At 60.7% G+C, this 24,394-nt stretch carries 28 protein-coding genes, 1 tRNA gene, 1 pseudogene, 1 riboswitch and 1 other annotated feature; of the genes and pseudogenes, 23 read left to right on the top strand and 7 right to left on the bottom strand.

Going from position 1 to position 24,394, the window contains the following annotated elements; genetic code table 11:
- Positions 1–8: 8 nt before the first annotated feature.
- From fdxA to QN413_RS06735, 13 genes and pseudogenes are all read left to right on the top strand, one after another.
- Positions 9–338 (top strand): ferredoxin FdxA, encoded by a 330-nt coding sequence (gene fdxA, locus QN413_RS06795; protein WP_323495865.1) that lies wholly within the window; start codon positions 9–11, stop codon positions 336–338.
- A complete protein-coding gene (locus tag QN413_RS06790) occupies positions 296–1,366 on the top strand; it encodes an NAD(P)/FAD-dependent oxidoreductase (protein ID WP_323496055.1) in 1,071 nt (356 codons plus the stop codon). Before fdxA ends, QN413_RS06790 begins: the two co-directional genes overlap by 43 nt.
- 97 nt (positions 1,367–1,463) lie before the next feature.
- Positions 1,464–1,898 carry a VOC family protein gene (locus QN413_RS06785; RefSeq protein ID WP_323495864.1) on the top strand — a complete coding sequence of 145 codons (435 nt, stop codon included), beginning with the start codon at positions 1,464–1,466 and terminating at the stop codon, positions 1,896–1,898.
- A 21-nt stretch (positions 1,899–1,919) separates the two neighbouring features.
- Positions 1,920–2,084 (top strand): annotated as a pseudogene (locus QN413_RS06780) (MFS transporter); the annotation flags it as partial.
- Positions 2,085–2,276: 192 nt separating this feature from the next.
- Positions 2,277–2,639 carry a DUF1428 domain-containing protein gene (locus tag QN413_RS06775; RefSeq protein ID WP_323495862.1) on the top strand — a complete coding sequence of 121 codons (363 nt, stop codon included), beginning with the start codon at positions 2,277–2,279 and terminating at the stop codon, positions 2,637–2,639.
- Between the two features lie 74 nt (positions 2,640–2,713).
- Positions 2,714–2,823: riboswitch (TPP riboswitch) on the top strand.
- Positions 2,824–2,886: 63 nt separating this feature from the next.
- Positions 2,887–5,064: a TonB-dependent siderophore receptor gene (locus QN413_RS06770; RefSeq protein WP_323495861.1), complete on the top strand. Its 2,178-nt coding sequence runs from the start codon at positions 2,887–2,889 to the stop codon at positions 5,062–5,064.
- A gap of 64 nt (positions 5,065–5,128) precedes the next feature.
- Positions 5,129–5,204, top strand: a tRNA-Asn gene (locus QN413_RS06765).
- Between the two features lie 84 nt (positions 5,205–5,288).
- Positions 5,289–6,317: a site-specific integrase gene (locus QN413_RS06760; protein ID WP_323495860.1), complete on the top strand. Its 1,029-nt coding sequence runs from the start codon at positions 5,289–5,291 to the stop codon at positions 6,315–6,317.
- Between the two features lie 584 nt (positions 6,318–6,901).
- On the top strand, positions 6,902–7,132 hold the full coding sequence (locus QN413_RS06755) for a hypothetical protein (protein ID WP_323495859.1): 231 nt from the start codon (positions 6,902–6,904) through the stop codon (positions 7,130–7,132).
- Entirely contained in the window at positions 7,129–7,731 is a 603-nt protein-coding gene (locus tag QN413_RS06750) for a hypothetical protein (RefSeq protein WP_323495858.1), read from the top strand. The genes QN413_RS06755 and QN413_RS06750 overlap by 4 nt, the downstream gene beginning before the upstream one ends.
- The gene (locus QN413_RS06745) at positions 7,728–9,962 is read left to right on the top strand and encodes a VapE domain-containing protein (RefSeq protein WP_323495857.1); all 2,235 of its coding nucleotides are present in this window, start codon (positions 7,728–7,730) and stop codon (positions 9,960–9,962) included. Before QN413_RS06750 ends, QN413_RS06745 begins: the two co-directional genes overlap by 4 nt.
- A gap of 671 nt (positions 9,963–10,633) precedes the next feature.
- Positions 10,634–10,855, top strand: a complete 222-nt coding sequence (locus QN413_RS06740) for a hypothetical protein (RefSeq protein ID WP_323495856.1) — start codon at positions 10,634–10,636, stop codon at positions 10,853–10,855.
- 22 nt (positions 10,856–10,877) lie between these two features.
- The gene (locus QN413_RS06735) at positions 10,878–11,219 is read left to right on the top strand and encodes a hypothetical protein (RefSeq protein ID WP_323495855.1); all 342 of its coding nucleotides are present in this window, start codon (positions 10,878–10,880) and stop codon (positions 11,217–11,219) included.
- Between the two features lie 222 nt (positions 11,220–11,441).
- Here QN413_RS06735 and QN413_RS06730 read toward each other — a convergent pair whose 3' ends face one another.
- Positions 11,442–12,584: a DUF2075 domain-containing protein gene (locus QN413_RS06730; protein WP_323495854.1), complete on the bottom strand. Its 1,143-nt coding sequence runs from the start codon at positions 12,582–12,584 to the stop codon at positions 11,442–11,444.
- Between QN413_RS06730 and QN413_RS06725 the strand changes: the two genes are divergently transcribed.
- On the top strand, positions 12,579–13,400 hold the full coding sequence (locus QN413_RS06725) for a hypothetical protein (protein ID WP_323495853.1): 822 nt from the start codon (positions 12,579–12,581) through the stop codon (positions 13,398–13,400). The genes QN413_RS06730 and QN413_RS06725 overlap by 6 nt on opposite strands.
- Here QN413_RS06725 and QN413_RS06720 read toward each other — a convergent pair.
- Positions 13,336–13,686, bottom strand: coding sequence for a nucleotide pyrophosphohydrolase (locus QN413_RS06720; RefSeq protein ID WP_323495852.1), 351 nt, complete (start codon positions 13,684–13,686; stop codon positions 13,336–13,338). The genes QN413_RS06725 and QN413_RS06720 overlap by 65 nt on opposite strands.
- A gap of 514 nt (positions 13,687–14,200) precedes the next feature.
- Here QN413_RS06720 and QN413_RS06715 point away from each other — a divergent pair.
- A complete protein-coding gene (locus tag QN413_RS06715; protein ID WP_323495851.1) occupies positions 14,201–14,791 on the top strand; it encodes a phospholipase D family protein in 591 nt (196 codons plus the stop codon).
- A 2-nt stretch (positions 14,792–14,793) separates the two neighbouring features.
- Positions 14,794–15,078: a DUF6794 domain-containing protein gene (locus QN413_RS06710; protein WP_323495850.1), complete on the top strand. Its 285-nt coding sequence runs from the start codon at positions 14,794–14,796 to the stop codon at positions 15,076–15,078.
- A gap of 262 nt (positions 15,079–15,340) precedes the next feature.
- Here QN413_RS06710 and QN413_RS06705 read toward each other — a convergent pair whose 3' ends face one another.
- Positions 15,341–16,048: an SOS response-associated peptidase gene (locus QN413_RS06705; protein ID WP_323495849.1), complete on the bottom strand. Its 708-nt coding sequence runs from the start codon at positions 16,046–16,048 to the stop codon at positions 15,341–15,343.
- A gap of 128 nt (positions 16,049–16,176) precedes the next feature.
- Between QN413_RS06705 and QN413_RS06700 the strand changes: the two genes are divergently transcribed.
- From QN413_RS06700 to QN413_RS06690, 3 genes are all read left to right on the top strand, one after another.
- Positions 16,177–16,539 (top strand): hypothetical protein, encoded by a 363-nt coding sequence (locus QN413_RS06700; protein WP_323495848.1) that lies wholly within the window; start codon positions 16,177–16,179, stop codon positions 16,537–16,539.
- A gap of 350 nt (positions 16,540–16,889) precedes the next feature.
- Complete coding sequence (locus tag QN413_RS06695; RefSeq protein WP_323495847.1) at positions 16,890–17,330, top strand: translesion error-prone DNA polymerase V autoproteolytic subunit; 441 nt, start codon at positions 16,890–16,892, stop codon at positions 17,328–17,330.
- A 71-nt stretch (positions 17,331–17,401) separates the two neighbouring features.
- On the top strand, positions 17,402–18,697 hold the full coding sequence (locus QN413_RS06690) for a Y-family DNA polymerase (protein WP_323495846.1): 1,296 nt from the start codon (positions 17,402–17,404) through the stop codon (positions 18,695–18,697).
- Between the two features lie 142 nt (positions 18,698–18,839).
- Positions 18,840–18,955: a sequence feature (AL1L pseudoknot), on the bottom strand.
- 342 nt (positions 18,956–19,297) lie between these two features.
- On the opposite strand, the gene QN413_RS06685 is transcribed toward QN413_RS06690, so the two are convergent.
- From QN413_RS06685 to QN413_RS06675, 3 genes are all read right to left on the bottom strand, one after another.
- Positions 19,298–19,459, bottom strand: a complete 162-nt coding sequence (locus tag QN413_RS06685; RefSeq protein ID WP_323495845.1) for a hypothetical protein — start codon at positions 19,457–19,459, stop codon at positions 19,298–19,300.
- Complete coding sequence (metK, locus tag QN413_RS06680; RefSeq protein ID WP_323495844.1) at positions 19,456–20,622, bottom strand: methionine adenosyltransferase; 1,167 nt, start codon at positions 20,620–20,622, stop codon at positions 19,456–19,458. The genes QN413_RS06685 and metK overlap by 4 nt, the downstream gene beginning before the upstream one ends.
- A 170-nt stretch (positions 20,623–20,792) precedes the next feature.
- On the bottom strand, positions 20,793–20,951 hold the full coding sequence (locus QN413_RS06675; protein WP_323495843.1) for a hypothetical protein: 159 nt from the start codon (positions 20,949–20,951) through the stop codon (positions 20,793–20,795).
- 100 nt (positions 20,952–21,051) lie between these two features.
- Here QN413_RS06675 and QN413_RS06670 point away from each other — a divergent pair, with 100 nt between their 5' ends.
- Positions 21,052–21,588 carry a hypothetical protein gene (locus tag QN413_RS06670; RefSeq protein ID WP_323495842.1) on the top strand — a complete coding sequence of 179 codons (537 nt, stop codon included), beginning with the start codon at positions 21,052–21,054 and terminating at the stop codon, positions 21,586–21,588.
- On the opposite strand, the gene QN413_RS06665 is transcribed toward QN413_RS06670, so the two are convergent.
- Positions 21,567–22,250, bottom strand: a complete 684-nt coding sequence (locus QN413_RS06665; protein ID WP_323495840.1) for an NUDIX hydrolase — start codon at positions 22,248–22,250, stop codon at positions 21,567–21,569. The genes QN413_RS06670 and QN413_RS06665 overlap by 22 nt on opposite strands.
- 77 nt (positions 22,251–22,327) lie before the next feature.
- On the opposite strand from QN413_RS06665, the gene QN413_RS06660 reads away from it, so the two are divergent.
- The 3 genes from QN413_RS06660 to QN413_RS06650 all read left to right on the top strand — a co-directional run bounded on the left by QN413_RS06660 (position 22,328) and on the right by QN413_RS06650 (position 24,278).
- Positions 22,328–23,269, top strand: a complete 942-nt coding sequence (locus QN413_RS06660; protein WP_323495839.1) for a metallophosphoesterase — start codon at positions 22,328–22,330, stop codon at positions 23,267–23,269.
- 26 nt (positions 23,270–23,295) lie between these two features.
- Positions 23,296–23,610: a hypothetical protein gene (locus QN413_RS06655; RefSeq protein WP_323495838.1), complete on the top strand. Its 315-nt coding sequence runs from the start codon at positions 23,296–23,298 to the stop codon at positions 23,608–23,610.
- 266 nt (positions 23,611–23,876) lie between these two features.
- The gene (locus QN413_RS06650; protein ID WP_323495837.1) at positions 23,877–24,278 is read left to right on the top strand and encodes an N-formylglutamate amidohydrolase; all 402 of its coding nucleotides are present in this window, start codon (positions 23,877–23,879) and stop codon (positions 24,276–24,278) included.
- The last annotated feature ends 116 nt before the right edge of the window (positions 24,279–24,394 follow it).

Below are 24,394 nucleotides of genomic sequence, written 5' to 3'. Positions count from 1 at the left end.
AAAAGAACATGACACACGTCGTCTCCGAATCGTGCATCCGCTGCAAATACACCGACTGCGTGGACGTGTGCCCCGTCGACTGCTTCCGTGAGGGTCCCAATATGCTGGTGATCGATCCGGACGAGTGCATCGATTGCGCGGTGTGCATTCCCGAGTGCCCCGTCAACGCGATCTACGCCGAAGAAGACCTGCCGGCAGACCAGCTGGCTTTCATCAAGCTCAATGCCGAGCTGGCACTGGCCGACGGCTGGAAGAGCATCACCAAGCGCAAGCCGCCGCCGGCCGACGCCGACGACTGGAAAGACAAGACCGACAAGATCGGGGAGCTGGTGCGCTGACCACTCTCGGCACGCCGATCGAGACCGACGCCCTCATCATCGGCGCCGGCCCGGTCGGGCTGTTTCAGGCCTTCCAACTTGGCCTGCTCGAAATCTCCTGCCACATCGTCGATGCGCTGCCTGCTGCGGGTGGGCAATGCGTGGCCCTTTATGCAGACAAGCCGCTCTACGACATTCCAGGCACGCCAGTTACCAGCGGCCGTCAACTTGCGCAGTCGATGTTGCAGCAGGTCGCACCGTTCAAGCCGGAGTTTCACTTCGGCGAGCAGGTAGCGACGCTAGAACGGCAGGCGGACAACCGCTTCCTTTTGAGCACCTCCAACGGCACCGCATTTCTGGCGAAAACCGTGTTCGTTGCAGGCGGTGTCGGCGCCTTCGTGCCGAAGCGCATCGCCATCGACGGCATCGCGCAATTCGAAGGCACACGGCTTTTCTATCACCCGGAATCGCTGACTGGCTTTGCCGGCAAGACGGTGGTGGTGAACGGTGGTGACGACGTTGCGCTCGACACCGCCATTCGGCTGATCGACATTGCGCAACGCGTGACGCTGCTGCATCGCCGCGACGGGTTTCAGGCCGAAGAAGCCACCGTCGCCCGCTTTCGCATGCTGGTAGACGATGGCAAGCTCGGCTTCAGCGTCGGTCAACCGACTGCGTTCGACGAGCGCCGTCTGCGGATCACGACACCCGACGCGCAAACAGTCGATCTGCCACTCGATGCGCTCATCGGCTGCCTCGGCATTTCGCCGCGGCTCGGGCCCATTGCCGATTGGGGACTGGCGCTCGAACGCAAGCAAGTGCCGGTCGATACGGCAAGGTTCGAAACCCGCGAACGCGGCGTGTTCGCTGTCGGCGACATCAACACCTATCCAGGCAAGAAGAAGCTCATCGTCTGCGGGTTTCACGAGGCGACACTGGCGGCCTGGGGCGCAGCCGAAATCGTGTTTCCGGGCAAGTCGATCCCGCTGCAGTACACGACGACCAGCACGCGTTTGCACACCCTGCTGGGTGTTGATCACCCGCGCTGAACCGGTGCATGGAGTGCGTCTCCACGAAAAGGGCCCGCCGCCAACTGCAACGTCAACATTTCCCCGCATCTTTTTCCCTAACTCAAGGAGCATCGCCATGAACATCCAGCCCTACATCTTCTTCGAAAGTAACTGCGCCGAAGCCATGCGCTTCTACGAGAAGGCGCTTCGCGGCAAGCTCGAAATGATGGTGACGCACGCCGAAATGCCCGACTTCGACGCCACCAAATTCCCGCCCGGTACTGCCGAGCGAATCATGCATGCGCGACTCGTGGTGGATGGCCAGGTGCTGATGGCATCGGACAACGGTTCCGGCATGCCATACGACGGCATGAAGGGCTTTACCGTCACCCTCACCTACCCGGATGTCGCCGAAGGAAAGCGCGTGTTCGACGCGCTGGCGGAGGGCGGACAGGTGCGCATGCCCTTCGGCAAGACCTTCTGGGCCGAAGCATTCGGCATGACGGTCGACCGCTTCGGTACGCCGTGGATGGTCAACGCCGGCTTGTCCGATCCGACATCGCCGAACTGACACATGAGCGGCATTCCCCGCATGAGCAGCTCGCTCGACTCGCGCAAGCGCTGGCTCACGCTGATGGTTCTGTGCCTCGGCGTGCTGATGATCGTGCTCGACACGACCATCGTGAATGTCGCGCTGCCTTCGATCCGCGCCGATCTCAAGTTCTCCGAGACGTCGTTGGTGTGGGTCGTCAATGCGGGCTACCGACAGGCATTTACGGTCGGCGCGTTGTTCGCGGCGGCGGCCGGTGTGATCGGCGCGGTGTGGCTGCGCACCGCCTCGCCGTCGGCCGCGGCATCGCCCTCCTCGTCACCCACCCCGTCCTCATGACGGCAACCATCCAGTAACTCTTCAAGTTCCCCTTTCAACCCTCGTTCAGAAAGTTCTGCCATGGCTCGCTATGTCGATGGATTCGTCGTTCCGGTTCCAACCGCCAAACTGGATGCCTATCGGCGCCTCGCGCGCAAGGCCGGCAAGATATGGAAAGAGCATGGCGCGCTCGAGTCCATCGAGTGTGTCGCCGATGATGTGAAGCCCGGCAAGCTCACGTCGTTCCCGCAGAGCGTGAAGTTGAAAGACGATGAAACGGTCGTCTTCTCGTGGATCGTTTTCAGCTCGCGCAAGCAGCGCGACGCCGTCAACGCCAAGGTCATGAAAGACCCGCGACTGGCTGACATGATGGACCCGAAGGCGATGCCGTTCGACGGCAAACGCATGATCTGGGGCGGCTTCAAGACACTCGTCGAACTCTGATAGGGCTTGCGGGTCGCATCACGACTCGCCCTTGCTTTTCTGTCGCTAGAATCCGGTCACCTTGCGTTCCAGCGCAAGGCCGCTAGGGGTGTTGAAGCGCTGATCTTTTCTGCGCCGAGACTGAGAAAGTCCCTTTGAACCTGATTGAGGTAATCCTCGCGCAGGGAAGCATGTCCAGGGCCGCAGCACTTCTCTCAGTCTGCAGAAAGCTCCGCAAGCCGACCTGCCATCACGTCGGAAGAACGTCATGGCAACCCGCAGTTCCGCCCAGAAGAAGTCTGGCCCCCGATGGCGCACTGCGCCTGTTCCCCAGGCGTTGGCCACTTTGTTCCTGATCGCGGCCGCGAGCGCCCAGGCGCAAACCACGCTCCCCGCCATCACCGTGAACGAGCAGACCGCACCGGTGCAAGCGGACATCAGCGGCTTCGGCGACGTGCCTTTGCGCGAGTTGCCCATCACCGCAACTGTCATCGGCAGCAAGCAGATCCAGGACAGTGGCGCACGCCGACTGGCCGACCTCACAAAGTTCGATTCGTCGGTGACAGATGCCTACAACGCGGCCGGCTACTGGGACTATCTGACGGTGCGCGGCTTCGTGCTGGACAACCGCTTCAACTACCGGCGCGAGGGCTTGCCCATCAGCGCCGAAACGTCGATTCCGCTCGACAACAAGGAGCGCGTCGAGATCCTGCACGGCACCAGCGGCATCCAGGCCGGCACCAGCGCCCCCGGCGGGCTGGTCAACTACGTCGTCAAGCGGCCGACATCGCAAGACCTGCGCGAAGTGCGTATCGAAACAACGAGCCGCGGCAGCGTGCTGGGCGCGGTCGACCTCGGCGGCCGCTTTGGCGACGACAAGCAGTTCGGCTACCGGCTCAATGCCGTCAACGAAAACCTGAAGCCGCCTACGCACAACCTGGACGGCAACCGCAACCTCTTTTCGCTCGCGGCGGATTGGCGCATCACGCCGGACTCGTTGTTCGAAGCGGAGATCGAATACAGCCACAAGGCGCAGCCGAGCCAGAACGGCTACAGCCTGCTCGGCAACGTGTTGCCTCCGGTGCCGAATCCGCGCCTCAACCTGAACAACCAGCCGTGGTCCCAACCCTCGGTATTCAATGCGCTGACCGGCAGCCTTCGCTTCACGCAGGCCATCAACGCCGACTGGCGCTGGAGTGCGCAGATCGGCCAGCAGCGCCTCAAGACCGACGATCGCCTGGCCTACGCTTTTGGCTGCAGCGCCGAAGGCAACTACGACCGCTACTGCTCCGACGGCACCTTCGATTTCTACGACTTCAGGAGCGAAAACGAACGACGTCGACTGACCGCCGGCCAAGTCAACCTGAAGGGCAACGTGATGACCGGCAGCGTGAAGCACGAGCTCGGCTTCGGCATCTTGCAGAGCCGCGTGCGCAACCGGTTCGAAGACCAGGCCTACAACTACGTCGGCACCGGCAACATCTTCGGTACGGCGGTGGTGCCGGCCGACCCGACGATGGACATCCCCAACACCAATCGCGACGAGCGCTCGACCGAGTACACGGTGCAAGACGCCATCCATTGGAACGACAAGTTCACGACATGGCTCGGCGTGCGCTACACGCACCTCAGTCGCGGCAGCGTGCGCACCGACGGCTCCGACCCGACGCAGTACAGCCAGAACATCACCACCCCGTGGGTCGCGGCCAGCTACGCGTTTCAGCCCGGCTTGCTCGGCTATGTGAGCTGGGGCAAAGGCGTCGAGTCGGAGATCGTGCCGAACAGGGCGTCGCAGTACAGCAATGCCGGCGAAGCCTTGCCCGCCCTCACCTCCAAGCAGTGGGAGATCGGCCTGAAGGGCGGCGGCAACGTGGCGGACGGCGCCCTTAATTGGCAAGTGGCGTACTTCGACATCTCGCGGCCGATGACCAACCTCGACAGCTGCGACGCCAGCGGCGCGTTGTGCAACGGTCAATACGACGGCCGCGCCGTGCACCGCGGACTCGAAGCCAATGCGCAATGGACCACCGGGCCGTGGCGCTTTGGCGGGGGCGTGACCCTGATCGACGCCAAGCGTCGCGACAGCACGTTAGACCCTGCCGCCAACGGACAGCATCCGACCAACGTGCCCAACCAGGTAGTGCGCGCGCTGGTCGGTTACCAGTTCGCCGCCGTGCCTGGCCTGAGCACGCAACTGCTGATGTCGCACGAAGGCCGACGCAACGTGCTGCCCGACGGATCGATCCAGCTGCCGTCGTGGACCCGCTTCGACGCCGCGCTGCGCTACGACACCAAGCTCAACAACGTGAACACGAGCTGGACCGTAGGCGTTGAAAACCTGGCGGACCGCAGCTACTGGAAAGAGTCCCCCTACCAGTTCGGCCACGTCTACCTGTTCCCCGGCGCACCCCGTACGCTGAGGCTTGCGTTCACCGCGTCGCTGTAATGCGACGACGCGTGAGCCCCAGCCAGGAAGCCCGAAAAAGCCACGCTATAATCTGAGGCTGTTTTCCTCGATAGCTCAGTTGGTAGAGCGCCGGACTGTTAATCCGTAGGTCCCTGGTTCGAGCCCAGGTCGAGGAGCCAAATCTCTAGTGTTGACGGGCCTTTCAAGGTCTCCGCGAATAGTCCGCCGGTAACGGCGGGTCGTAAATCGCAAGGAGATTCGAAATGGCAAACGTGAACAAGTCCGCCGGTGGCGCTGATGTGTCTGACAGCACACAGAAAACTGGCAACATTGCCCCTGCTACGGCGGGCGGCCTTCCCTTATTGCCCATGCGGGCCGGGGACATGCAGGTATCCAAGCTGGTTTGCCTGTACATGGCGCACTACGCCGGCAGAGACACTACTAGGCTGCAGCGCCTTTCTTGGTGGCTAGCAAAACTCGGCGCCCTCGCCTTGCAGGACGTAACCGACGACCACATACATGAGGCCTTGGAAGGTCTAGCGCAGCAGCCAGCCACATACTATGCAGGGCTCGACGCCTGCGGCCAACCGATCTACAAAGCCAAGCGCAAGGCCATCGCACCGGCCACTATCAACAGGTACAGCGCGAGCATCGCAGCCGTTTTTACCTGGTCGATCAAGCGTCGCATCGCGCCAAAGGGCTTCATTCACCCTTGCCGCAGTGTCGAGCGCCGCGCAGAGAACAACGAAAAGACGCGTTTCCTCTCCGTCGAAGAGCGCGGCCGCGTGCTGGACGCATGCCGCGCATCACCCTGGTCGCGGCTGTACCTGCTGGTGCTCATGGCACTCACTACCGGTGCAAGGAAGGGCGAATTGACTGGGTTACGCTGGGAAGACATCGACCACTTGCACAGCGTCGCCTACGTTGGCCGCAGCAAGAACGGCGACCCAAAGACCCTGCCGCTCGTAGCAAACGTCCTGGAACTGCTAAGAGCCTTCGGCAAGGGCGCCAAGCCCGAAGGCCTACTGTTCCCCTCGCCTCGCATCCAGACGCAGCGCTACGGATTTGAGGAGCGATGGAAGGAGGCGCTAAAGACAGCCAAGGTGCGAAATTTCCGGTTTCATGACTTACGTCACACCTGCGCATCGATGCTGGCGCAAAACGGCGCAACACTACTCGAGATAGGTGACCTGCTAGGGCATAGGCAGCTTCAGGTGACCAAGCGGTATAGCCATTTAGCTACGGGGCACAAGGCCGCTCTTGTAAACCGTGTATTGGGAAGCATTGAATGACAGAAGAAGATATAGCTCTGCAAGCACAGTGGCGAGCACTTATGCAGGCTTCGTCGGGCGGACGCCGCGACGCCCTAGGAAGTCTTGCTGCAATCGAATGCATCCTGACAAGCGGCTCCGCGCTGAATACGAGCGCCATCACCTTTCTGCTTGAGGTCTGTCGGCGAGTCCGCACAGAACATATTGACCCGCTGGGGCTGAGGCGACCGAAGGGGCGTCAAGCTACTGAAGCACACGCCGAAGCCACCTTGGATACGGCTCATGCGGTACACGAGCGCGTTCATTTCGGAGACTCAGTAGACGACGCGGTTTCACACGTAGAACGCGAGCAGCGGCGCCCAGTGCAAGGAACTGGCGGTGTCGTCCACAAAGCCTATTACCGACACCGCGCAGATGCCCTTTACGTCTACAAAATGTTCCCCAACAACGCGGAGGGGCGATTGATGTTCCGAGGCACCTCTAGATTTAAATAGCCGATTTGCGTCGATGGTGGAAAGCTCAGACAGACGCGAAACTTCTCTCAACGACACGCCGTTGTGTCGTGCGGGCCCTGTCAGGCTCGTCATCACTAGAGGAGTTTTGCAATGGATATCACCACACCTTCATCGCTCGCCGATCTGCAGAAGCTGGACGAGTACCAGCGGAGCACGTCACACATTTTCCCCGGCATTCAATCAATTCGCTGGTATGTGAGGCAGCACCGTGAAGACCTAGTGCGCTCCGGTGCCCTGCTGACCATCGCTGGCCGGCACTGGGTGCAGCCCGTGAAGTTCGACCGCTGCGTTATCGCACTGGGTGAAGGGATTGCAGCGTGAGCCCCGCCGACTTCGCAATCACCGGCAAGCGCACCCCTAACGGTATCGACGCAGCCGCGACGTCGATCTTTGCAACCTGCAAGACGTGGCGGGAGCGAAAAGAGATTGTGCGTTTATGTGGCAGGTTCGCAGTCGCCGGCGCACTGCTGGAAATTGTGGACCGCATGCCGGGGGCGATATGGCTCGGCGTGGTGCGTGACCTGTGGTCCACCATTGATGGCGATCGGCGCGAGCTGACTCGGTGCCTTCGCGAAGTCGTCGAAGAGGGCCACCGCGACTTGCGCAATCTCATGAAGTCCGGCGCGAGGCGTAAGCACGCGCTGCTTCCACAAGTCGTGGTGGCCTATCGTGGGTGCTGCGAAGCGATCAACGACGACGGCGCCAGCTACAGCCTCAAAAAAGAGACGGCGGCGAGGTTCCTAGGCCTCATGCGCTACCGCATCGACGATGAAACACCCATCCTGCTCACCCGCCAGTTGATCCCGGACGCGTGCTTTCTAGTGGACGACCGTGGCGAAAATGAAATTGTTGACTTGTGGGCATCGGCCGACATCAATGCGGCTGAGGTCGAATACCTGTCAGAGGCTGTCACGGCATGACAGGCGAACAGAAAGAAGCTCCCCTCGGCCTTGTGCACGAATCACGAAGCACAACGGCACCAGATCGCCGCCGCGAGCTCACTGTCCGGTTCACAAAGTTCGAAAACTATTTTGCAAAGACCAAGAGCCAGTATGAGATGTCATTCGCAGACCTTGCACGACGAGTGCAGAACGCTCCCGTCTACCCGACGAAAGCTTCGTGCCCGCTCATAGTTTTGGCGACCTTTGGCTCTGTAGTCACAGACGAAGGATCGCTGAGGCACACAGATAACGTGGTTGAGATCACTGGCGTAGCACTGGACTACGACGACGAAGTCGTGACGATCGAAGAAGGTGCGCGTCGGCTGAGAGATCGCGGTGTCGCAGCCGTCCTGCACACGACGGGCCGCCACTCGCCCGATAAGCCTCGCTGGCGTGCGCTGCTGCCTTTTAGCATTCCTCACAGCCCAGCCAAGCTGCAAGACCTCGCATCCCTGGCCAACGGTGCTGTAGGCGGCATCGCCGCCGTAGAGAGCGCAACTCTTTCGCAGAGCTTCCATATTGGGCGGGTCCAAGGTGTTCCATATGAGTACATCGTCGTCGAGGGGACGCCAATCGACCTGCAAGAAATGTTCATCACGTCAATACCGGTGAAAACCTCGCCGAAGCGATCGGCCGCGGCAAACGACAACGAATTCGACCTGCTCGCCCCTGATGAACGACCAAAACCATCGTTGAGCATCATCGCCTTCGCGGCGGCTGCCATTCCCAATGATGGGGTGCACCCGCAAGCGATCAAGGACTGGAATGAATGGCGCGATATCGTCTTCGCGATCAAGGATGGCGCAGGCGAAGCCGGCCTTGAAGTAGCGCTCGAATTCTCGCGGCGTCACCCGAAGTTCGATCAACGTGAATTTGATGACCGTTGGAGACGCTCCAAATACAAATTGGAGGGTATCGGGGTGGGGACTTTGCTCGCGCGCGCAGGGGCATGCGGATGGGCCGACCCTCGACACGCCGCGCCCAGTGCCGAAGGCTTCGAAGACGTGCCCGTACTGGCAACTTCGCTGCCGCACTTCACGCGGAAAAAGGACGGCACCATCCTCGCAACGATTGGCAACCTGCTGGAAGCATGTCGTCGGCCGGATATTTGTGACCTTCGACTCGGCCACGACACTTTTAAAGACGAATTGATGTGTGCTCGTCCATATACCGACGAGTGGCGCCAATTCAACGATGCGGACTACACATGGCTGCGTGACCGGCTCGCCCGTCACGGCTTCGCAGAGGTTGCGAAAGAAGCCATTCGCGATGCGGTGCACGCGATCGCTGAAGAACACGAATTTGACTCGGCAATTCTCTGGATCGAATCGCTGGTGTGGGATGGCGTCAAACGCGTCGGGACGTTCCTATCCACATACGCCGGCGCTGGCGATACGCCCTACACACATGCAGTTTCGCGGTATCTGTGGACAGCGCTCGCGGGGCGCGTCTTGCAGCCCGGGTGCAAGGTCGACATGGCGCCGGTGCTGGTCGGCGCCCAAGGCGCGCGGAAATCATCGCTGGTGGTCGCAATGGTGGAAAGCATGGAGCATTATGTGGAAGTTGACCTTCGTGAAAAAGACGACAACCTGTCGCGTCGGATGCGCGGCTGCCTGATAGCAGAACTCGGCGAACTGCAGGGCATGGGCGCTAGGGAGATCGAAAGCGTCAAAGCGTTCATTACCCGCAGCCATGAAAACTGGGTGCCGAAGTTCAAAGAGTTCAAGACGACCTTCCCGCGTCGCCTGGTCTTTATTGGCACTACGAACAAAGATCAGTTTCTTTCTGACGAAACCGGAAATCGTCGCTGGCTGCCCGTGCGCGTCGAAACGATGTGCGATCCCGATAGTGTGGCGCGCGACCGCCTGCAGTTATGGGCTGAAGCGGCTTCAATGTTCTGTGCCGAGGGGGTCTGCTACAAGGATGCAGAACGCCTGGCGGTGGTTGAGCACGTCGAATTCGTCGAAGTCGACGTGTGGTGCGAGACCATCGCGACGTGGCTCGCATCGCCCGGCCCCGACATGGCCGCGGGGGTCACCACTTGGCAGGTAGCTTGCGGCGCATTGGCTATCGAGAAGCAAAAGATGGATCGTGCCAAAGAGACCCGGATTGGCAAAGCGTTAAAGACCATGGGGTTTGCGCGCAAGCGGATGCGCATAGAGGGCGTGCTCACGTATGTATACACGCGCGCTCCTACCGTACTCACCTAGTTCCCACCTCAACTCGAACAGGTAGGAACAGCGATTTACCAAGCGGAAACACATCGTTGTTCCTACTGTTCTTACCTAACTACCAAATAGTTGTCAGATAAAAAGCTGTAGTTCCAGGCAGGGCAATGTTGGGGGCATTAATAGGAAATCGTTAGGAACAGTGAGTACAGTGGGAACACCGCGCCCTCAACATTCTCGCGGTCGAATCGCGCACGCAGATCGTCGACAGCGCACTCAGGTCTTCAGGCTCGACACATGAATAGTGTTTTCCATTCGTCCGCCTAACAAGTCAGGCGTTCCAATGTGCCGTGCGGACTCTCAGGCGCCCGAAGCGGAATATGCACCGCCACCACCGACGCCTGTCTGATCGCATCGCAACGGCCATCCTGGCGCCCTTCACGCGGCCATCTGAGGGCTCGACACCGCCACACGCCGGGCGTCTAGACCCGGGGTCCCTGCGCATTAAATTTAGGGGCCGCGGGGACGAAGAATCGCTGGGGACACTTGGCCTAAAAGACAGCAAATATGAATGCTATCAAATTGATAGCAGGTCGATTCGTGCGTGCGGACTCTAGGAAATTGATCCGCATCTCACGCCATTCAGTGCGTCCGTAGCAATACGAAATTGGGCCGCAGTGCTCATCTGAGCCGACGACCGCACACTGTGGGACATGAGCACTTCAATCACCCCTCAAGGTCCCAGCGCACTCATCCCGGTCGACGCTGCCGCAGCAATCCTAGGCGTTGGCGTAAAGCGATTCAAAAACGCTGTCGACGCTAAGCAGATGGGCCGCATGTGGCTCATGCAGATCGGAAATACCACCTACGTGCATCGGCACCACCTCGACGCCTTCGTCGCAGGGAAGTCCGACCTTGAGCAGCTCAACAATTGACCCACCCTTCGAAAGAAATCAAATGAACCTGAAACACGTGAACAACTTGACCACCACCGACGACATCGCCGCGATCGCAGCAGCGCAGCCCGTACTCGGAGACTTTGGATTTGACATGGAGCTGCCGCTATCCAAAAACGCTAGTTTCCTCGCTCAGGTCGACGCTGCACGGCGATACATACTGTGCGTGCCGAATGCTGGTGTGGAGATGGTTGGCCGCGGCGCCTACTACCTAAAGCATCAGGCCGAACAGCATGCACGTACCTACGTGAGCGTCGGTGCATTGATCGTCGGCGCGATGCTCGAAGGCCTCAAGCCAGTGCGCGACAAGTACGGACCCAATTGCCGGTTCGCAAAGACCTGATCGTTAATTTCTCCGTCAGATCCGCGAGCACCGGCGCGCGCCCTAATTGACGAAAGTCTGCAGTACAGCGCAGCGCACTCGATCGGATGAATAGAGCGATGCCAAAGCATTCGATCGGTTCAATCGAGCCGACTTCCCATCTACTTTCGGTGCGGAGCAGGTGCCGCACAGGACGGGAAATGCCTGAGAGAACGCTGCCATAGAAAGCTTCTTCAAGTCAATTCAGATCGCAGCAGGTGATGCCAAGCTCAATCTACTGCGCAAATGTTCCGCCAGCGCTGGATCGGTGCAGTACACATAGCATCCCTTCATGCCTCTCGTCATGAGTGTTCGATACGTGTTCTTCACGATCGAGTCCGCCAGCGCGCGTGCGCCCTCCGGATCGTTTTCCAGCATCCTCTTTAGTCCTCGAACCGACTGATCCGACGACGCTCGTTTTGTCGCGTCGGGCACGACGTGTTCGTCGCCATAGACGAGGTCCGGACCGATGATCACGCCGACATAGTCCAGCTCTAGACCCTGGCAAGTGTGGATGCAGCCCACCTGTTCGACCGAGTCGGGCGCCACGATCCAGAGGCTGCCGTCCTTATCGAGATTCCAGCGACGTTTGTAGTCAAACTCCGGCATCTCGATGTCCCAAGCTTGCGTGTCTTTCTTGCTTGGCCATTTCCAGCAATACCCCGCCACAACGCGCGAGCGGTTGTTCGATTCATTCTTCAGCGCAATGAGCGCGTGCATTTCCGCAGGATTGTCGAACACCCGAAAGTCATAGTCAGCGCTGTCCAGCATGGGGTTCTCAGTAGCGCGGATCTCCAGGGTGTTGTCCAGCCATGCAAGGTAACCATCTGAGCCGTTGCAGCGGAACTGCGATGAAAGCTCCATCTCCGTCACCTCGGCACCCATTGCGCGAGCATGGCGGCGCAATTCCTCGGTGTGGCCAATGTCGAGCAGCGTGACGCGCTGGTCGTCGTCCACGAAAAATACCGTGCACCGAGCCGATCGAATCAGCTCCTTGACCTGGTTGTCGCCGAGGTTGCGGTAGAGCCCGCTCTTTTCGTTGAGGCGGTGTGCTTCATCGACGACAAGGGTGTCGTAGCTGTCTGCCGCGTCATTGACGAAAGCGCCCGAGCCGCTAAAAAGGTTGCTGATGCGGCTTTTGGTGAAACTTCCCGTGAGCTTGGCTTCGTAGACCGCGCGCGGCGCTGCGTTCTTCGACACATAACGCACGTTGCGCTTGCGCGCGATGAGCGCGCCCAGCAGGTTGATTGCGATGACCGATTTACCCGTGCCCGGTCCGCCTTGAACAATCACAACCTGTTTGCGCTCGTTCGCGCGAGCGTCGGCCTGCAGGATGGTTTCATGCACGACCTTTTGATCATCGAGAAGGACGAATTCCGGCTTGCCCTGCAAGAGCCCCGCGACGCAGTCGACCAACATCTTGGATGGGCGGATGCGACCGTGCTCTATCGCGTACAGCGCGTTCTTGCGATCGCCGTACCGCACATGCTCGCGAATGAACGCTTGCAGCTTTTCGCGGTCGGGATGCAAAAACAAGGGCGCGCGGTCAAGATGATCGCGGTAGTGCGCGTGATCGATCTGGCCATCACGCGGGTGGTTGTGCAGGTAGGCGCAGGGTTGCAAGGTCATACCACCGTCTTGCACTGCGGCGTTGAAGTCCTGCAAGAAGGCGGCGTACGACCAAGCCTGATACGAAGGATGCGTGCCTTCGCGCTCGCCTGTGCGACCTCCGCGGTGCGCCCAGATGATCGCGTCCTTGTCGCTGCGGCGGGACGCCGACCATTGCTTGAGCTCGACGATCACGACTTTGGTTCGGGCGTGCGCGTCTTCACCGGTGATGATGAAGTCGATCCGCTTGGAGGTTTGCGGCAGTTGATATTCGATCGCAACGCCAACGTCCTCCGGGATCTCCTCGTCCAGCAGTACCTTGGCCATCGCAAGCAGCGAATGCTTCCATGCCTGAAATTCGGACGGACCGACGCCGTAGCCCGTGGCGCTACGGAACTGGCGTTCCACCACGTCTTCGATGTTGTCTCTAAGAGCGTGGTGAAGGAACTCGCGCTTGTTGGCCTGGTAGATGATCACGTGGGGGCTGCGCTCACGGTGCGTCGTACTTCTTGCTGCTGCCGCGCGCCCGGTCAATTGGGTACTTTAGGCCGTTGAGCTTGATTTTGGCCTGGGCTGCGACGATCGGGTCGATGCCCAAGGCGCTTGCCAACTGGATCAAATACAGCAGAACATCAGCCACTTCGGCGCCCACGGCTTCCAGCCGCTCCGGGGACAATTGGCGGCTCTGCTCTTCCGTGAGCCACTGAAAGTGCTCCAGGAGTTCCGCCGCTTCGACGGACAGGGCGGCACTCAGGTTCTTCGGCGAGTGGAACTGCTCCCAATCGCGCTCGTTTGCGAACTGTTTTAGCTGGCTGGCAAGATTGTTGAGGGAGTCCATCATTGCTCTTGATATTCAGGCGCGGGCAAGTTGCTCGCCCCGGCACCAATACAGATTAGTTGCGCTTGGTAGGTCGTCAAGTATGCCTTTGCCCATGACATGTCTTGGCCGTCGGGGTCAGCGAATGCTGCTCTCGTAAACTACTCTGTCCACATGCCAAAGCAAATGACGCTAACCAAGGGCTATTGAAGTGAGATTCTGGAGCTGGATAAGATAAGTCTGGAATTCTTTGAGCGGCCGCAAGCTGGTGCGTCAGTTGGCCAAAATGGAAAATGGACTTTATCGATTGGGCGGCGATGGTGGCCCGCGCCGCATAGACCCGGATGTCACGCGGTAGCGGTGATGTGTTGCGGTTCCCGTTGATCGTGGACATGCTCACGTGCCGGAAGTCCAGTTGGCCACCTTGCATCCTGGTGGTTGTTAGTTTTGAAGAGTTTCAAGCCAGACAGCTTTTCAGGCGGGCGACAATGCATGTGTTCTCACCCTGCGCCATCGGGGCGACGCTCCCAGTTCTTTTATGCCCCTGTCCTCAAGTTCAAATTCTTCGCGCACGCTGTTGCTCGTACTGGCTTTTTCGCTGCAGGTCGGCTGCGCGGTGCCGCCTTCCGAACGCCCCGCCGGCTCGCTGTCGTCCTTGCAGACTGGCGCCCGGATCTATGTCGCTTTCTCACCTGAGGCAGGCGCAGAGGCACTGGTGCTCAAAGTTATCGACAGCGCCCAGCGATCGTTACGCCTCGCCGGCTATTCCTTCACGTCTCCCGCCGTCGTCCGTGCACTCGTGAACGCGCGCAAGCGCGGCGTGGACGTCAAAGTCCTTCTGGATGACCGGGGCAACCGCGGCAAGGCCAGCATCGCCGCTATGAACCTGATCGCAGGCGCCGATATACCGGTCAGGGTGATCTCGAGCTATGCCATCCACCATGACAAGTACATCGTGGTCGATGGCCGGCACACGGAGACGGGTTCCTTTAACTACAGCCAGGCGGCCGCACGGTCCAACTCCGAGAACGTGCTCGTGGTCTGGAACGATGAACGCGTCGCGTCGAGTTATCTCGCGCACTGGGACAGCCGCTGGGCTCAAGGGGTTGCGGTGGAAGTGAGCTTCTGAGCATGGACGGCTCGGACGGCTTTCCGGAAACAGTCGACGCAGCTGTTCGGCTGCTCATCACGATGGTGCCGAAAGCAGAACAGGCACGAATCGCAGCCATGGCGCGGGACGAACTGGTGGTATTGCATTTCGGTTTGGGCCTGTGGATCCGAAACAACCTCGGGCTGTGGCAAGGCAACCGGGCGTTGCTCGAAGCTTGTGGCGTCCAAAGCGCTGACGATGCTTCGACCTTCCTCATCGAGGCGTTTTGGCGGGAGCGGCGTGCCCTCGAGCCAAAGCTTCACTGAACACTGACCGGCGCCACCCGACTGCTTCCAGGAGCGGCTCGGACGCCGTGACTTATTTCCGCAGTGCGTCTGTGTCCAAGTCAATCCCTTCGTGCGGGGGATTTCACAATTTAGCTGTGCCCATTGTCCACAGTGAGCGTGCATAACATTGTGGACAACTGCGCTGGCACAGGGCCGAATCGTTGCTGTGCGGGCCTTCGCCGGTAGTGCTCTGTATTTAGGCACCGACCTGGGTAAGTCTGCGAGCCTTGCACGGAGGGCGCTAGGGTGCTTTGTCACTGTCGTTGGACGCGACCAGCGTTGCTGGTGCAACGATGGGCCCGGCGACAAACACGTCCACCGACGCGAGTCGCAACATCTGCTTGTCTTCCTCGACGGTGCCAGTCAGCCACTGGTCGACATCACCCGCCTCGATGGGAATCACGCTGCGCTTGTCCTGGGCGTCGGGCCCTGCTTTGGGATCGGGCTTGTGCATGCGGCGCATCAGCGCGTGTTCGTCAGCGTTGAGCGTGAGCATCGTGTAGCTCTCGTGTACCTCGCCGGTGTCCTTGTTCGTCCAGACGTTCCAGAGGCCCGCCAGACCCCACGGCGCGCCATCCGCACGGCTGAACTGCCACCAGATGTTCTTTCCCGTCTCCCAGTTCGGCTCATCGAACGATGCGGCCGGAATGATGCAGCGCTGCCCGCGCTTCCATGGATCTTTGTAGCTGGCCTTCGCCGCCAGCTCTTCGCTGCGCGCGTTGTTGGTCGGGTATTTAAGTTTCGGCTCTTTGGCGAACCAGGGGATCAGCGCCCACTGGCCGGTAACGAGCTCGCGCTCGTAGCCTGTCGAGTGCCGGGCGCGCCGGATGAAAGGCCCTCGTGATCGAGGAAACACTTCGCGCGGAAACAGCGGCGGCTGGTTTGTCGGGCCGAGGTGCCAGAACCGTTCCATCTCAGCTTGGGCCGGCGTGACGTGGCGATTGCACATGGATTCTCCTGCGATGGGCCTTGGAACGCCCACGACATCGGCTTCATCTGAAGCGCCGCACAACCGCACGAGCTTCGCGTATTGCTCTGATGCAGCACAGTGCTCGGGGAGCTTCCTAGGTTTTGAGAATGCAGTTACGCGCTGACCGCCACCGCTTCTGTATGCCAGCTAGTGGCGACACCGTTCTCAGCGACAACGCAAAACACAGAAAACGTACGGTCTGCAATCCGGATGTGGCCATCCGCAAGGTGTTGCGCGACAAACGCCATGAGCTGCGTGGTCGGAATGCGGCCACCAACTTTTCGATGACCCTGTACCAACACCTGCTCGATGCCTCGATCGATAAAGTGCTGCGCGATCACCGCGTGGGCTGGCTCATCCAACAAGCGACCTTGCAGACCCGCGATGTTCGTCCACACCTGATGCACTGGAGCGGCCGTCGGGAAGTGTGCCCGCATGAGTTCGTGGACGCGTCGCTTGTTCATGGTTGAGGGGCAAAGTGCAAAGCATGTTGATCAAGAGCATCAGCCTACATCGGCTTTTGATTGTTGGTCGAAATCTCCAAGGATCTTCGTCGACCAGTTCGCACAACAAACTGGAACGGTTGAAAGCGCAATCCCGGCGCACGACCGAAGGGCTCCTTGTTTGCCTTTTCACAGCCCATGGCCATAGTGATCCTCTTCGACATCGCAAGGGCAGTATTCCTTGCTCTGGGAACATGCCGTTCGACGCACCCCCCGCATCGACTCATACCCATACCGTTGCTTTGCCCCGCAGGCGCACCAGGCGCTGAATCGAAAAACTTCACTGCCCGGTCGCCTCCCCACCCTATACTGGATAGATGAACAGTATTCCGGCGTCCGCCCTGCTGGCGGTCTTAACGCCGGAAGCCGTGCTCGTGCCCTTCGTTCAAGGCAAGCTGGCAGCAGGTTTTCCGTCGCCGGCCGATGATTTCCTGGTCAAGCGCCATGACCTCAACGAGCTGCTGATCAAGCATCCGCAGGCCACCTTCTTCTGGCAAGTCAGCGGTCAGTCAATGCGCGAGGCGGGCATCGACGACGGGGATATCCTGGTGGTTGACCGGGCCTTGAAGCCACGCCACGGCTGCATCGTGGTGGCGCAGGTGGATGGCGACTTCACCGTCAAGACATTGCACAAGCGCGCCGACCGGGTGAAGCTGGTGCCGGCGAACCCGACCTTTCCGGAGATCACGTTCCGCGAAGGCCAGCAGTTGATCATCTGCGGCGTTGTCACCGCCTCGATCAAGCGCTTCGCCCCATGAGTGGACAGTTCAACGGTGTGATGCTGGGTGCGCGTCCGCCCTGCCCTTGCGTGCCTGCCTAGAGTCACCGTATGTATGCACTGGTCGACGGCAACAACTTCTATGTGTCCTGCGAGCGCGTGTTCCGCCCGAGCCTGCAGGGACGGCCCGTGATCGTCCTCTCGAACAATGATGGTTGTGCGATCGCCCGAAGCAACGAGGCCAAAGCTTTAGGCATCGCCATGGGGGCACCCTGGTTCCAGATCCAGCGCGAACTGCCCGACTCTGGCGTGCTAGCACTCAGCGCGAACTTCACGCTGTATGGCGACATGAGCAGCCGCATGATGTCCATTGCCGCTGGTCTGGGACCCGACCAGGAGATCTACAGCATCGACGAGTCCTTCATCGGTGTGGAAGGCATCCGCGACGTGACGCGCCGTTCGCAGGCAGTACGCGAACGTATCCTGCAGTGGACCGGCATCCCCTGCGGCATCGGCATCGGGATGACCAAGACCCTGGCAAAACTCGCCAACCACGTGGCCAAGTCGGCGGACCGAAAGCCTGGCAGCTACCCGGTGGAGTTCGCCCGCGTGGCCAATCTGGCCGCCCTCCCCGCCTCGGACATGGACGCCGTGCTGCAGGCCACGGCGCTGGGCGAGATCTGGGGCATCGGCCGGCGCATCGGCGAGCAGCTGCGCGCCGAGGGCCTGCACACTGCTCTCGACGTCGCACGCCTGGATCCGGCGGCGGTGCGACGCCGCTGGTCGGTGGTGCTCGAGCGCACAGTGCGCGAACTGCAGGGTCAGCCCTGCATCGGCTTCGAATCTGTGGCGGCAGTCAAGAAGGAGATCGCCTGCACGCGCAGCTTTGGTCACCCGATCGAACAGCTCAAGGACCTGATCGAGGCAGTCACCGACTTCTGCAGCCGCGCTGCCGAAAAGCTTAGAAAACAGGAGGGCCATGCGGTCCAAGTGCTGGTGTTTATTCACACCTCGCCTTTTCGTACAGAAGACCGACAGTATTCGCGGTCGGTCACCGTGCCATTACGTCGGCCGACTGCGGACACCGCACTCATCGCCGCCTCAGCCATCAGAGGCCTCAAAGCCATTTTCGAACCCGGCTACAAATACGCGAAGGCCGGTGTCATGCTGCTCGACCTTCAGGCTGCCAGCGTCGAGCAGGGCGAACTCGGTTTCGATAATCCGGAGCGGGACCGCAGACCGCTCATGTCCGCCGTCGATGCCATCAACTTGGAGCACGGGCGCGGCGCGATCCAGCTAGCCAGCGCGGGGACGGCTGGAGCCAAGCGGCAGTGGGTGATGCGCCAGTCGCTGAAGACGCCGAACTACACTACATGCTGGGCCGATCTACCCGTGGCGCGGGCATGATAAATGACCTTGCCGCCTGATGCACGCGCACGCGATCAATCAAACGGGTCGTCTGCTCTCAGTCGACAACCGCGATGAATGCGCGCGCATCGCAGTGGAGGGCTACGCTGCTGCGCGCCTTCCTGCCTTCTATGATCCGTCGGGACAAATCTGCAGCACCTTGCAGATCGGCTCAGGGTCGTCTGTGCCGCGTTACGCATCGATAAATTGATTTATGACTCGATTCGGCGGTCGAGCTCCGCCTCGGCGAAAAAGGCGCTGGCCGCCGTCAGTATCTCGTTGGCCCAGCGCAAGTCCTTGCCTTTGTGCTCGAGGTTCGTGATTCGCTGTGTCTCGCTGGTAGCGTTGCGTTCGCGCACGTCGCCGTCGAGACCTCAACACGCTTGACCCATTGGAACAACGCCTGTGGCACCCAGCCGATCTTCGCTACGATCGACTCGACTGCTGTTCACAGGGATGGGTACTCTTTGCGGTGACCTTGCACAATTCTCACTGCCCACTCACGGACCTCGGGTGAGAACTGTGTCCGGTACTTTTTCGTGGAACACCATGAAGTTCGTCCACCTTCTAGACGTCATTTCAAAGACGAGGCGATTCCGTTCAAGCGCGTGACGATCCCGACAGCTTTGCTTTGTTTGCCATGATCAGACGGTGATTTTTGCCCGCTGCGTCCGCAACCGAGAGCACCGTTGGGCAGCTTCCGAAGAGCCAGAACGGCGTTACCTCGCAGGCTTTGACCAGATCGCTAAGGATCGACTTCATGACGTGGCACCTGTCACGGAGACGGCCTCCCATGGCAGATGCAAATCGGTGCGGCCGAAGTGCCCGTACGCAGCGGTCTCAAAGTAGATTGGCCTGAGCAGGTCAAGCCGCCGGATGATGCCCGCCGGCGTCAGATCGAACTCTTCACGCAGCATCGCCGCGATCTCCGCGTTGCGCGCCGCGCTTGCTCCTTCCGCATCCACCAGAAAGCTCACCGGCTCGGCTACGCCGATCGCATAAGCAAGCTGCGTCAGGCACCGTCGTGCCCATCCTCTCCCCACCACCTGTTTTGCCAGGAAGCGTGCCATGTACGCAGCCGAGCGGTCGACCTTCGACGGGTCCTTTCCCGAGAAGGCCCCTCCCCCATGCGGTGCTGCTCCGCCATACGTGTCCACGATGATCTTGCGCCCTGTCAGTCCCGCATCGCCCTTCGGACCGCCGATCACAAAGCTCCCGGTCGGGTTGATCAGCTCGCAGTAGTTGTCGCTGCGCATCGACGCCGGAATGACGCTGTCGATGATGTGCCGGCTTACCTCCGCCCGAAGCTCGTTGGTGTCGATGCCGTCGGCATGCTGCGCGCTCAGGACCACCGCCTCGATGGCGACGGGTCGACCATCCTCGTAGCGGAAGCTCACCTGCGATTTCGCATCCGGCCGCAGCCAAGGCAGCTCACCCGAGCGGCGCAGCTCTGCCTGCCGCCGCACCAGCCGGTGGGCGAAGACGATCGGCGCCGGCATCAGCACCGGCGTCTCGTCGCAGGCATAGCCGAACATCAGCCCTTGGTCACCTGCACCGATGACGCCATCAACGTGGTCCACGCCCTGCGAGATGTCGGCCGACTGGCCGTTGAACCGTACCTGCACCTCGCACCGGTCCGGATCGATGCCAGTCGCAGCGTCGGTGTACCCTGCACCCCGCAGCACCCCTGCAACGATCGACACGGCACGCTCACGCACGTCACGAAAGACAGCAGGATCTTTCGTCTTGAACTCCCCGGCGAGTACGACGCACTGGTCGGCGATCAGCGTCTCGCAGGCCACTCGGGCGGTGGGCTCGAGACGCAGGAACGCGTCGAGGATCGCATCGGAGATGCGGTCGGCGAGCTTGTCGGGGTGTCCCTCGGACACGGACTCGGAAGAGAAAAGGCCATCGCGAATGGACATGAACGAACTCCAAAAACAACCCAGCCCGTGGGTAACCGGCACAAGCCGGTCACCAGGGGCTGTATCTGGGCCGACCGTTTAGCTGAACTTGTGAATCGCCCGCAAGTAGTCCTAACTCGGCGATGTGATGAATGTACGGCGGCAATGCCGGCCGTGATGTCGGTTCTTCCCTAACTGGCGTCCCGGAAACGAAGCGGCAGACCAAGCTCCGCCGCCTTGGCATTGGCCTCGTCGATTCCCCAGTGCAGCTGGGCACCAACATACGAACTGCCGGGCTGATCGCCGTCGACAATCTCGATGTCGAGCGCGCTCCGTACGTCTTCGTCCAAATCCTCGAAGAAGCCCAGCGCAATGCCCTAGCCGCCGGAATACCGGGGGAAAGTCTCCAGCAGCTCCCATTCGATGGAGTAGCCCAGCCATTCCTGCACCATGGCCCGGAACATCGGCCCAGCCGTTCTCTTCGTCTTCCAGGTCAGCCTCAAGGGCTCGCAGGCCCTTCCGCGCCCTGGGTTCAAGAGTGGCTTTTCCGCGCAGGAGTTGATCGCGTACATCCTCCAGCTCCGAAGCCGCCGTCATCCGGAAAACGGCCGTCAGCGGTGCATAGCGCTCAACCTCGTTGATCAGCCCCGTCGTCGTTGCAAGGTCTGCCTCAGAGATATGGAAGAGATCCGAATAGACCGACGGCTCGACCGCGGTGCTCTCCGAGATCGTGCCGTCCACATCGATGATGTCGAAGAACCAGGGGTCGGTGGCAAGGCGCTGCCACTCGAGGTCGACCAGATGCTTCGAAGCCTGCGCCACAGGCGACGCGAACGCCACCGAAGCGCCGACGCCCAGCAGGCCAGCCAGGATCTGGCGGCGGTTCAGGAGGATGGGCACGGAGGCTTTCAGGGGGTGTCGATGAGGCAGAGGAGAGACGCGGCCGTGAAGGTGGCCAGACGGGCTCAGGAGCGCTTCTGGCGGTAAAGCTGTGCCGGCCTGAAGGCGCCGGTCTTCATCGCGCCCTCGACCGGTTCGAGCAGGTCCCGGTCCGCCAGCTTCCGCCGGAAGCTGGACTTGTCGAGCGGTCGGCCCAGCAACTCGGCGCAGGTCAGTTGAAGTTCGCTCAGCGTGAAGTGCTTTGGCAGGAAGCCGAAAGGCAACCGCAGCTCTTCCACCTCCGACCGGGTGATCCGGGCGGCCTCCTCCACCAGAGCGGCGTGATCAAACGCCAGAGCCTTGTCGGCCGCCGCTTCCATCACTGCACGCCATGCCAGCGCTTCGATGCGTTTTCCCGGCGCTGGCGCGAGCGAGTCGAACGGCACCATGGCCCGGTAGACCACGCTGAGCGCCCAGGGTGCACGGGGGTCGCGCGTCGGACCGCCCACCGCCGTGAGCTGCCGCAGGAAAGGCATCTGCATACCAAGCCGTTCCTGCATGACACGCTGGGCAGCGGTATCGAGCGAGCAGTCGAGGTCGATCCTCAGTACGCCCCCCGGCAGCGCCCACCTGCCGGCGTATGGCGCCTCTGCCCGGCGCGCCAGTAGAACGTGCAGCTCGCCCTCGATCAGGCTCATAGCGGCGATCTCGATGCGCGTGAAAGGCATCGGGTAGCGTTTGAGCTGGGAGCTGGTGTTTGAAGTGGTCATAACAACTTAGTTGCATTGTCGAACTAAGAAGATCATACTCAGTTCGTTGCACAAAGCAACTAACAACGCAACCAACAATGAAAGCAGACTCCATGGGCTTCGACTTCATCGGTGACATCCATGGCCAGGCGGGCAAGCTGGAGGCTCTGCTGGACAAGCTCGGCTATGTGGAAACCGGCAAGGCCATCTGGGTACCGCCGCAAGGCCGCCAGGCAGTGTTCCTGGGCGACATGATCGACCGCGGGCCGGAGCAGGTCAAGGTCGTGAACATCGTGCGCTCGATGGTCAAAGCCAAGACGGCGCTTTCGATCATGGGCAACCACGAGTTCAATGCGATCGGGTATGTCACGAAGCGCACGGAAGTCCCCGGCGGCTTTCTGCGCAGGCACAGCGACAACAACGTTGCCCAGCACGCCGAGTTCCTGAAGCAGGTCGGCGAGGGCTCAGAGCTGCACAGGGACATGGTCACCTGGTTCAGGACGCTGCCGCCCTTTCTGGACCTGGGCGGTGCGCGCGTGGTGCACGCCTGGTGGCACCAGCCTTTCGTCGATGTGGTGAAGCGCGGCTGGCCGGCAGGAACATCTATGAGCGAAGAATTCCTGCGCGCTGCCTATGCGAGAGGCTCACCCGAGTTTGAGGCAATGGAAGGACTGACCAAGGGACTGGAGATCACCTTGCCGGACGGATATTCATTTGTCGATCACAGCGGCAAGGAGCGAACCGAGGTTCGGACGCGCTGGTGGAGGGAAGACGCTCGCAGCTACCGCGATGTCGCCATCGTCGGCGCCGAGCACGAGCACCGGATGCCGGAGACCGACATCGTCGACGGGTATCTCGCGACGCCCGTGACCGGGTCGCCGGTGTTCATCGGCCACTACTGGATGGAAGGGTTGCCACAACTGCTGTCGCCGAAGGTCGCCTGCTTGGACTGGTCTGCCGCCAAGGCAGGACCGCTGGTGGCGTACCGCTGGGATGGCGAACAGGAACTCGATGCCGGACGCTTTGTGGCGGCTGGCTGAGTTTGAAACAATCGCAGGAGATGGAAATGAGCTACGTGGTGATGGTCGACGACAACTTCCACTTCATGGACAAGGGCAGCCGATACCGCTTGGGCGACTTCGAGGACGCAGACACAGCGATCAGCCACTGCCGGCGCATCGTGGATGATTACCTCGCGTCGGCGCTCGAGCCAGGCATGACCTCCGGCGCGCTGTACAAAAGCTACGCGATGTTCGGTGAGGACCCGTACATCTGCTGCGTGGACGTCCCGCCAGTGTCCTTCAGCGCATGGGGCTACGCCCAGATACAAGCGCAGGAACTTTGCGGAGATGGACACGCATCGGCGCGGTCGAATACGTAGTGCTGCGATCAGTTGATCGTGCGTACACCCCGAAAAAACGACGGCGTTTTGAACTGTCTTTCTCGCTAAAGAAACCATGTTCAAAAAGCTTTTGAGAATCGTGAACGCCCTGATTGGGTTCGTCGCGGGCATTGCCAGGGCCCTGATGCTCCTTGGCAGCATCGCCTCTGCCTGGAGCAGCCCACGCGCGGGCGATGAGTGCGGACCCGCAAATCACTGGCAGTACGTCGGCGGCCCCCAAAACTCTGACCTGAGATGCGAAAAAGATGCCCGCTAAGCCGGCGGACCACAGCAACTACCCGGCTTGGGTGGGGGTGCATGTACCGCACGATTCAACGGATGTGCCACCGACAGTGCGCAGGCAGTTCCCGCTTGACGACCAGCAACTGGCCGATGAACTAGTGAAGATGACGGATCACCACACGCAAGCGCTGTTCGTCGGACCGGGCTCCGATGCTGTGGACATACGGGCGCCGGTTAGCCGGCTGGACGTGGATGTGGAGCGCTTTCCGGACGACGAATCGGAGCCGATGGCGACCCGCGGCATGGGCGCGGTCTATGCCGTCACTTCGGAGCTGCAGCCGCTACGCCGGGCCTTGGGCGGCGACGAGCGTGAAGCTTTGATCCAGGCCTACCCAGCGTTGTACTGTTCCTCGCATCTGATATAGGGCAATCTACGCCGCTCGCAAAACAAACAGATAGGAGAAATTTCAATGGGTTCAATTCAAACTGACGCGGCGCTGATTCCAGACTGGGCGCACTGCTTTGGAAAAAGTCCGGCTTG

This window comes from Variovorax sp. LG9.2 (assembly GCF_035018885.1).
Lineage (GTDB): Bacteria > Pseudomonadota > Gammaproteobacteria > Burkholderiales > Burkholderiaceae_C > Variovorax.
This window is presented reverse-complemented; position numbering and strand designations above follow the sequence as displayed.

What these genes read in the sequence shown, in the direction of transcription:
- fdxA (WP_323495865.1), top strand. Translation starts at nt 9, where the DNA reads ATGACACACGTCGTCTCCGAATCGTGCATCCGCTGCAAATACACCGAC.
- QN413_RS06785 (WP_323495864.1), top strand. Translation starts at nt 1,464, where the DNA reads ATGAACATCCAGCCCTACATCTTCTTCGAAAGTAACTGCGCCGAAGCC.
- QN413_RS06775 (WP_323495862.1), top strand. Translation starts at nt 2,277, where the DNA reads ATGGCTCGCTATGTCGATGGATTCGTCGTTCCGGTTCCAACCGCCAAA.
- QN413_RS06770 (WP_323495861.1), top strand. Translation starts at nt 2,887, where the DNA reads ATGGCAACCCGCAGTTCCGCCCAGAAGAAGTCTGGCCCCCGATGGCGC.
- QN413_RS06760 (WP_323495860.1), top strand. Translation starts at nt 5,289, where the DNA reads ATGGCAAACGTGAACAAGTCCGCCGGTGGCGCTGATGTGTCTGACAGC.
- QN413_RS06755 (WP_323495859.1), top strand. Translation starts at nt 6,902, where the DNA reads ATGGATATCACCACACCTTCATCGCTCGCCGATCTGCAGAAGCTGGAC.
- QN413_RS06745 (WP_323495857.1), top strand. Translation starts at nt 7,728, where the DNA reads ATGACAGGCGAACAGAAAGAAGCTCCCCTCGGCCTTGTGCACGAATCA.
- QN413_RS06740 (WP_323495856.1), top strand. Translation starts at nt 10,634, where the DNA reads ATGAGCACTTCAATCACCCCTCAAGGTCCCAGCGCACTCATCCCGGTC.
- QN413_RS06735 (WP_323495855.1), top strand. Translation starts at nt 10,878, where the DNA reads ATGAACCTGAAACACGTGAACAACTTGACCACCACCGACGACATCGCC.
- QN413_RS06725 (WP_323495853.1), top strand. Translation starts at nt 12,579, where the DNA reads ATGCACGACCTTTTGATCATCGAGAAGGACGAATTCCGGCTTGCCCTG.
- QN413_RS06720 (WP_323495852.1), bottom strand. Translation starts at nt 13,686, where the DNA reads ATGATGGACTCCCTCAACAATCTTGCCAGCCAGCTAAAACAGTTCGCA.
- QN413_RS06715 (WP_323495851.1), top strand. Translation starts at nt 14,201, where the DNA reads ATGCCCCTGTCCTCAAGTTCAAATTCTTCGCGCACGCTGTTGCTCGTA.
- QN413_RS06710 (WP_323495850.1), top strand. Translation starts at nt 14,794, where the DNA reads ATGGACGGCTCGGACGGCTTTCCGGAAACAGTCGACGCAGCTGTTCGG.
- QN413_RS06705 (WP_323495849.1), bottom strand. Translation starts at nt 16,048, where the DNA reads ATGTGCAATCGCCACGTCACGCCGGCCCAAGCTGAGATGGAACGGTTC.
- QN413_RS06700 (WP_323495848.1), top strand. Translation starts at nt 16,177, where the DNA reads ATGCAGTTACGCGCTGACCGCCACCGCTTCTGTATGCCAGCTAGTGGC.
- QN413_RS06695 (WP_323495847.1), top strand. Translation starts at nt 16,890, where the DNA reads ATGAACAGTATTCCGGCGTCCGCCCTGCTGGCGGTCTTAACGCCGGAA.
- QN413_RS06690 (WP_323495846.1), top strand. Translation starts at nt 17,402, where the DNA reads ATGTATGCACTGGTCGACGGCAACAACTTCTATGTGTCCTGCGAGCGC.
- QN413_RS06685 (WP_323495845.1), bottom strand. Translation starts at nt 19,459, where the DNA reads ATGAAGTCGATCCTTAGCGATCTGGTCAAAGCCTGCGAGGTAACGCCG.
- metK (WP_323495844.1), bottom strand. Translation starts at nt 20,622, where the DNA reads ATGTCCATTCGCGATGGCCTTTTCTCTTCCGAGTCCGTGTCCGAGGGA.
- QN413_RS06670 (WP_323495842.1), top strand. Translation starts at nt 21,052, where the DNA reads ATGGCCCGGAACATCGGCCCAGCCGTTCTCTTCGTCTTCCAGGTCAGC.
- QN413_RS06665 (WP_323495840.1), bottom strand. Translation starts at nt 22,250, where the DNA reads ATGACCACTTCAAACACCAGCTCCCAGCTCAAACGCTACCCGATGCCT.
- QN413_RS06660 (WP_323495839.1), top strand. Translation starts at nt 22,328, where the DNA reads ATGAAAGCAGACTCCATGGGCTTCGACTTCATCGGTGACATCCATGGC.
- QN413_RS06655 (WP_323495838.1), top strand. Translation starts at nt 23,296, where the DNA reads ATGAGCTACGTGGTGATGGTCGACGACAACTTCCACTTCATGGACAAG.
- QN413_RS06650 (WP_323495837.1), top strand. Translation starts at nt 23,877, where the DNA reads ATGCCCGCTAAGCCGGCGGACCACAGCAACTACCCGGCTTGGGTGGGG.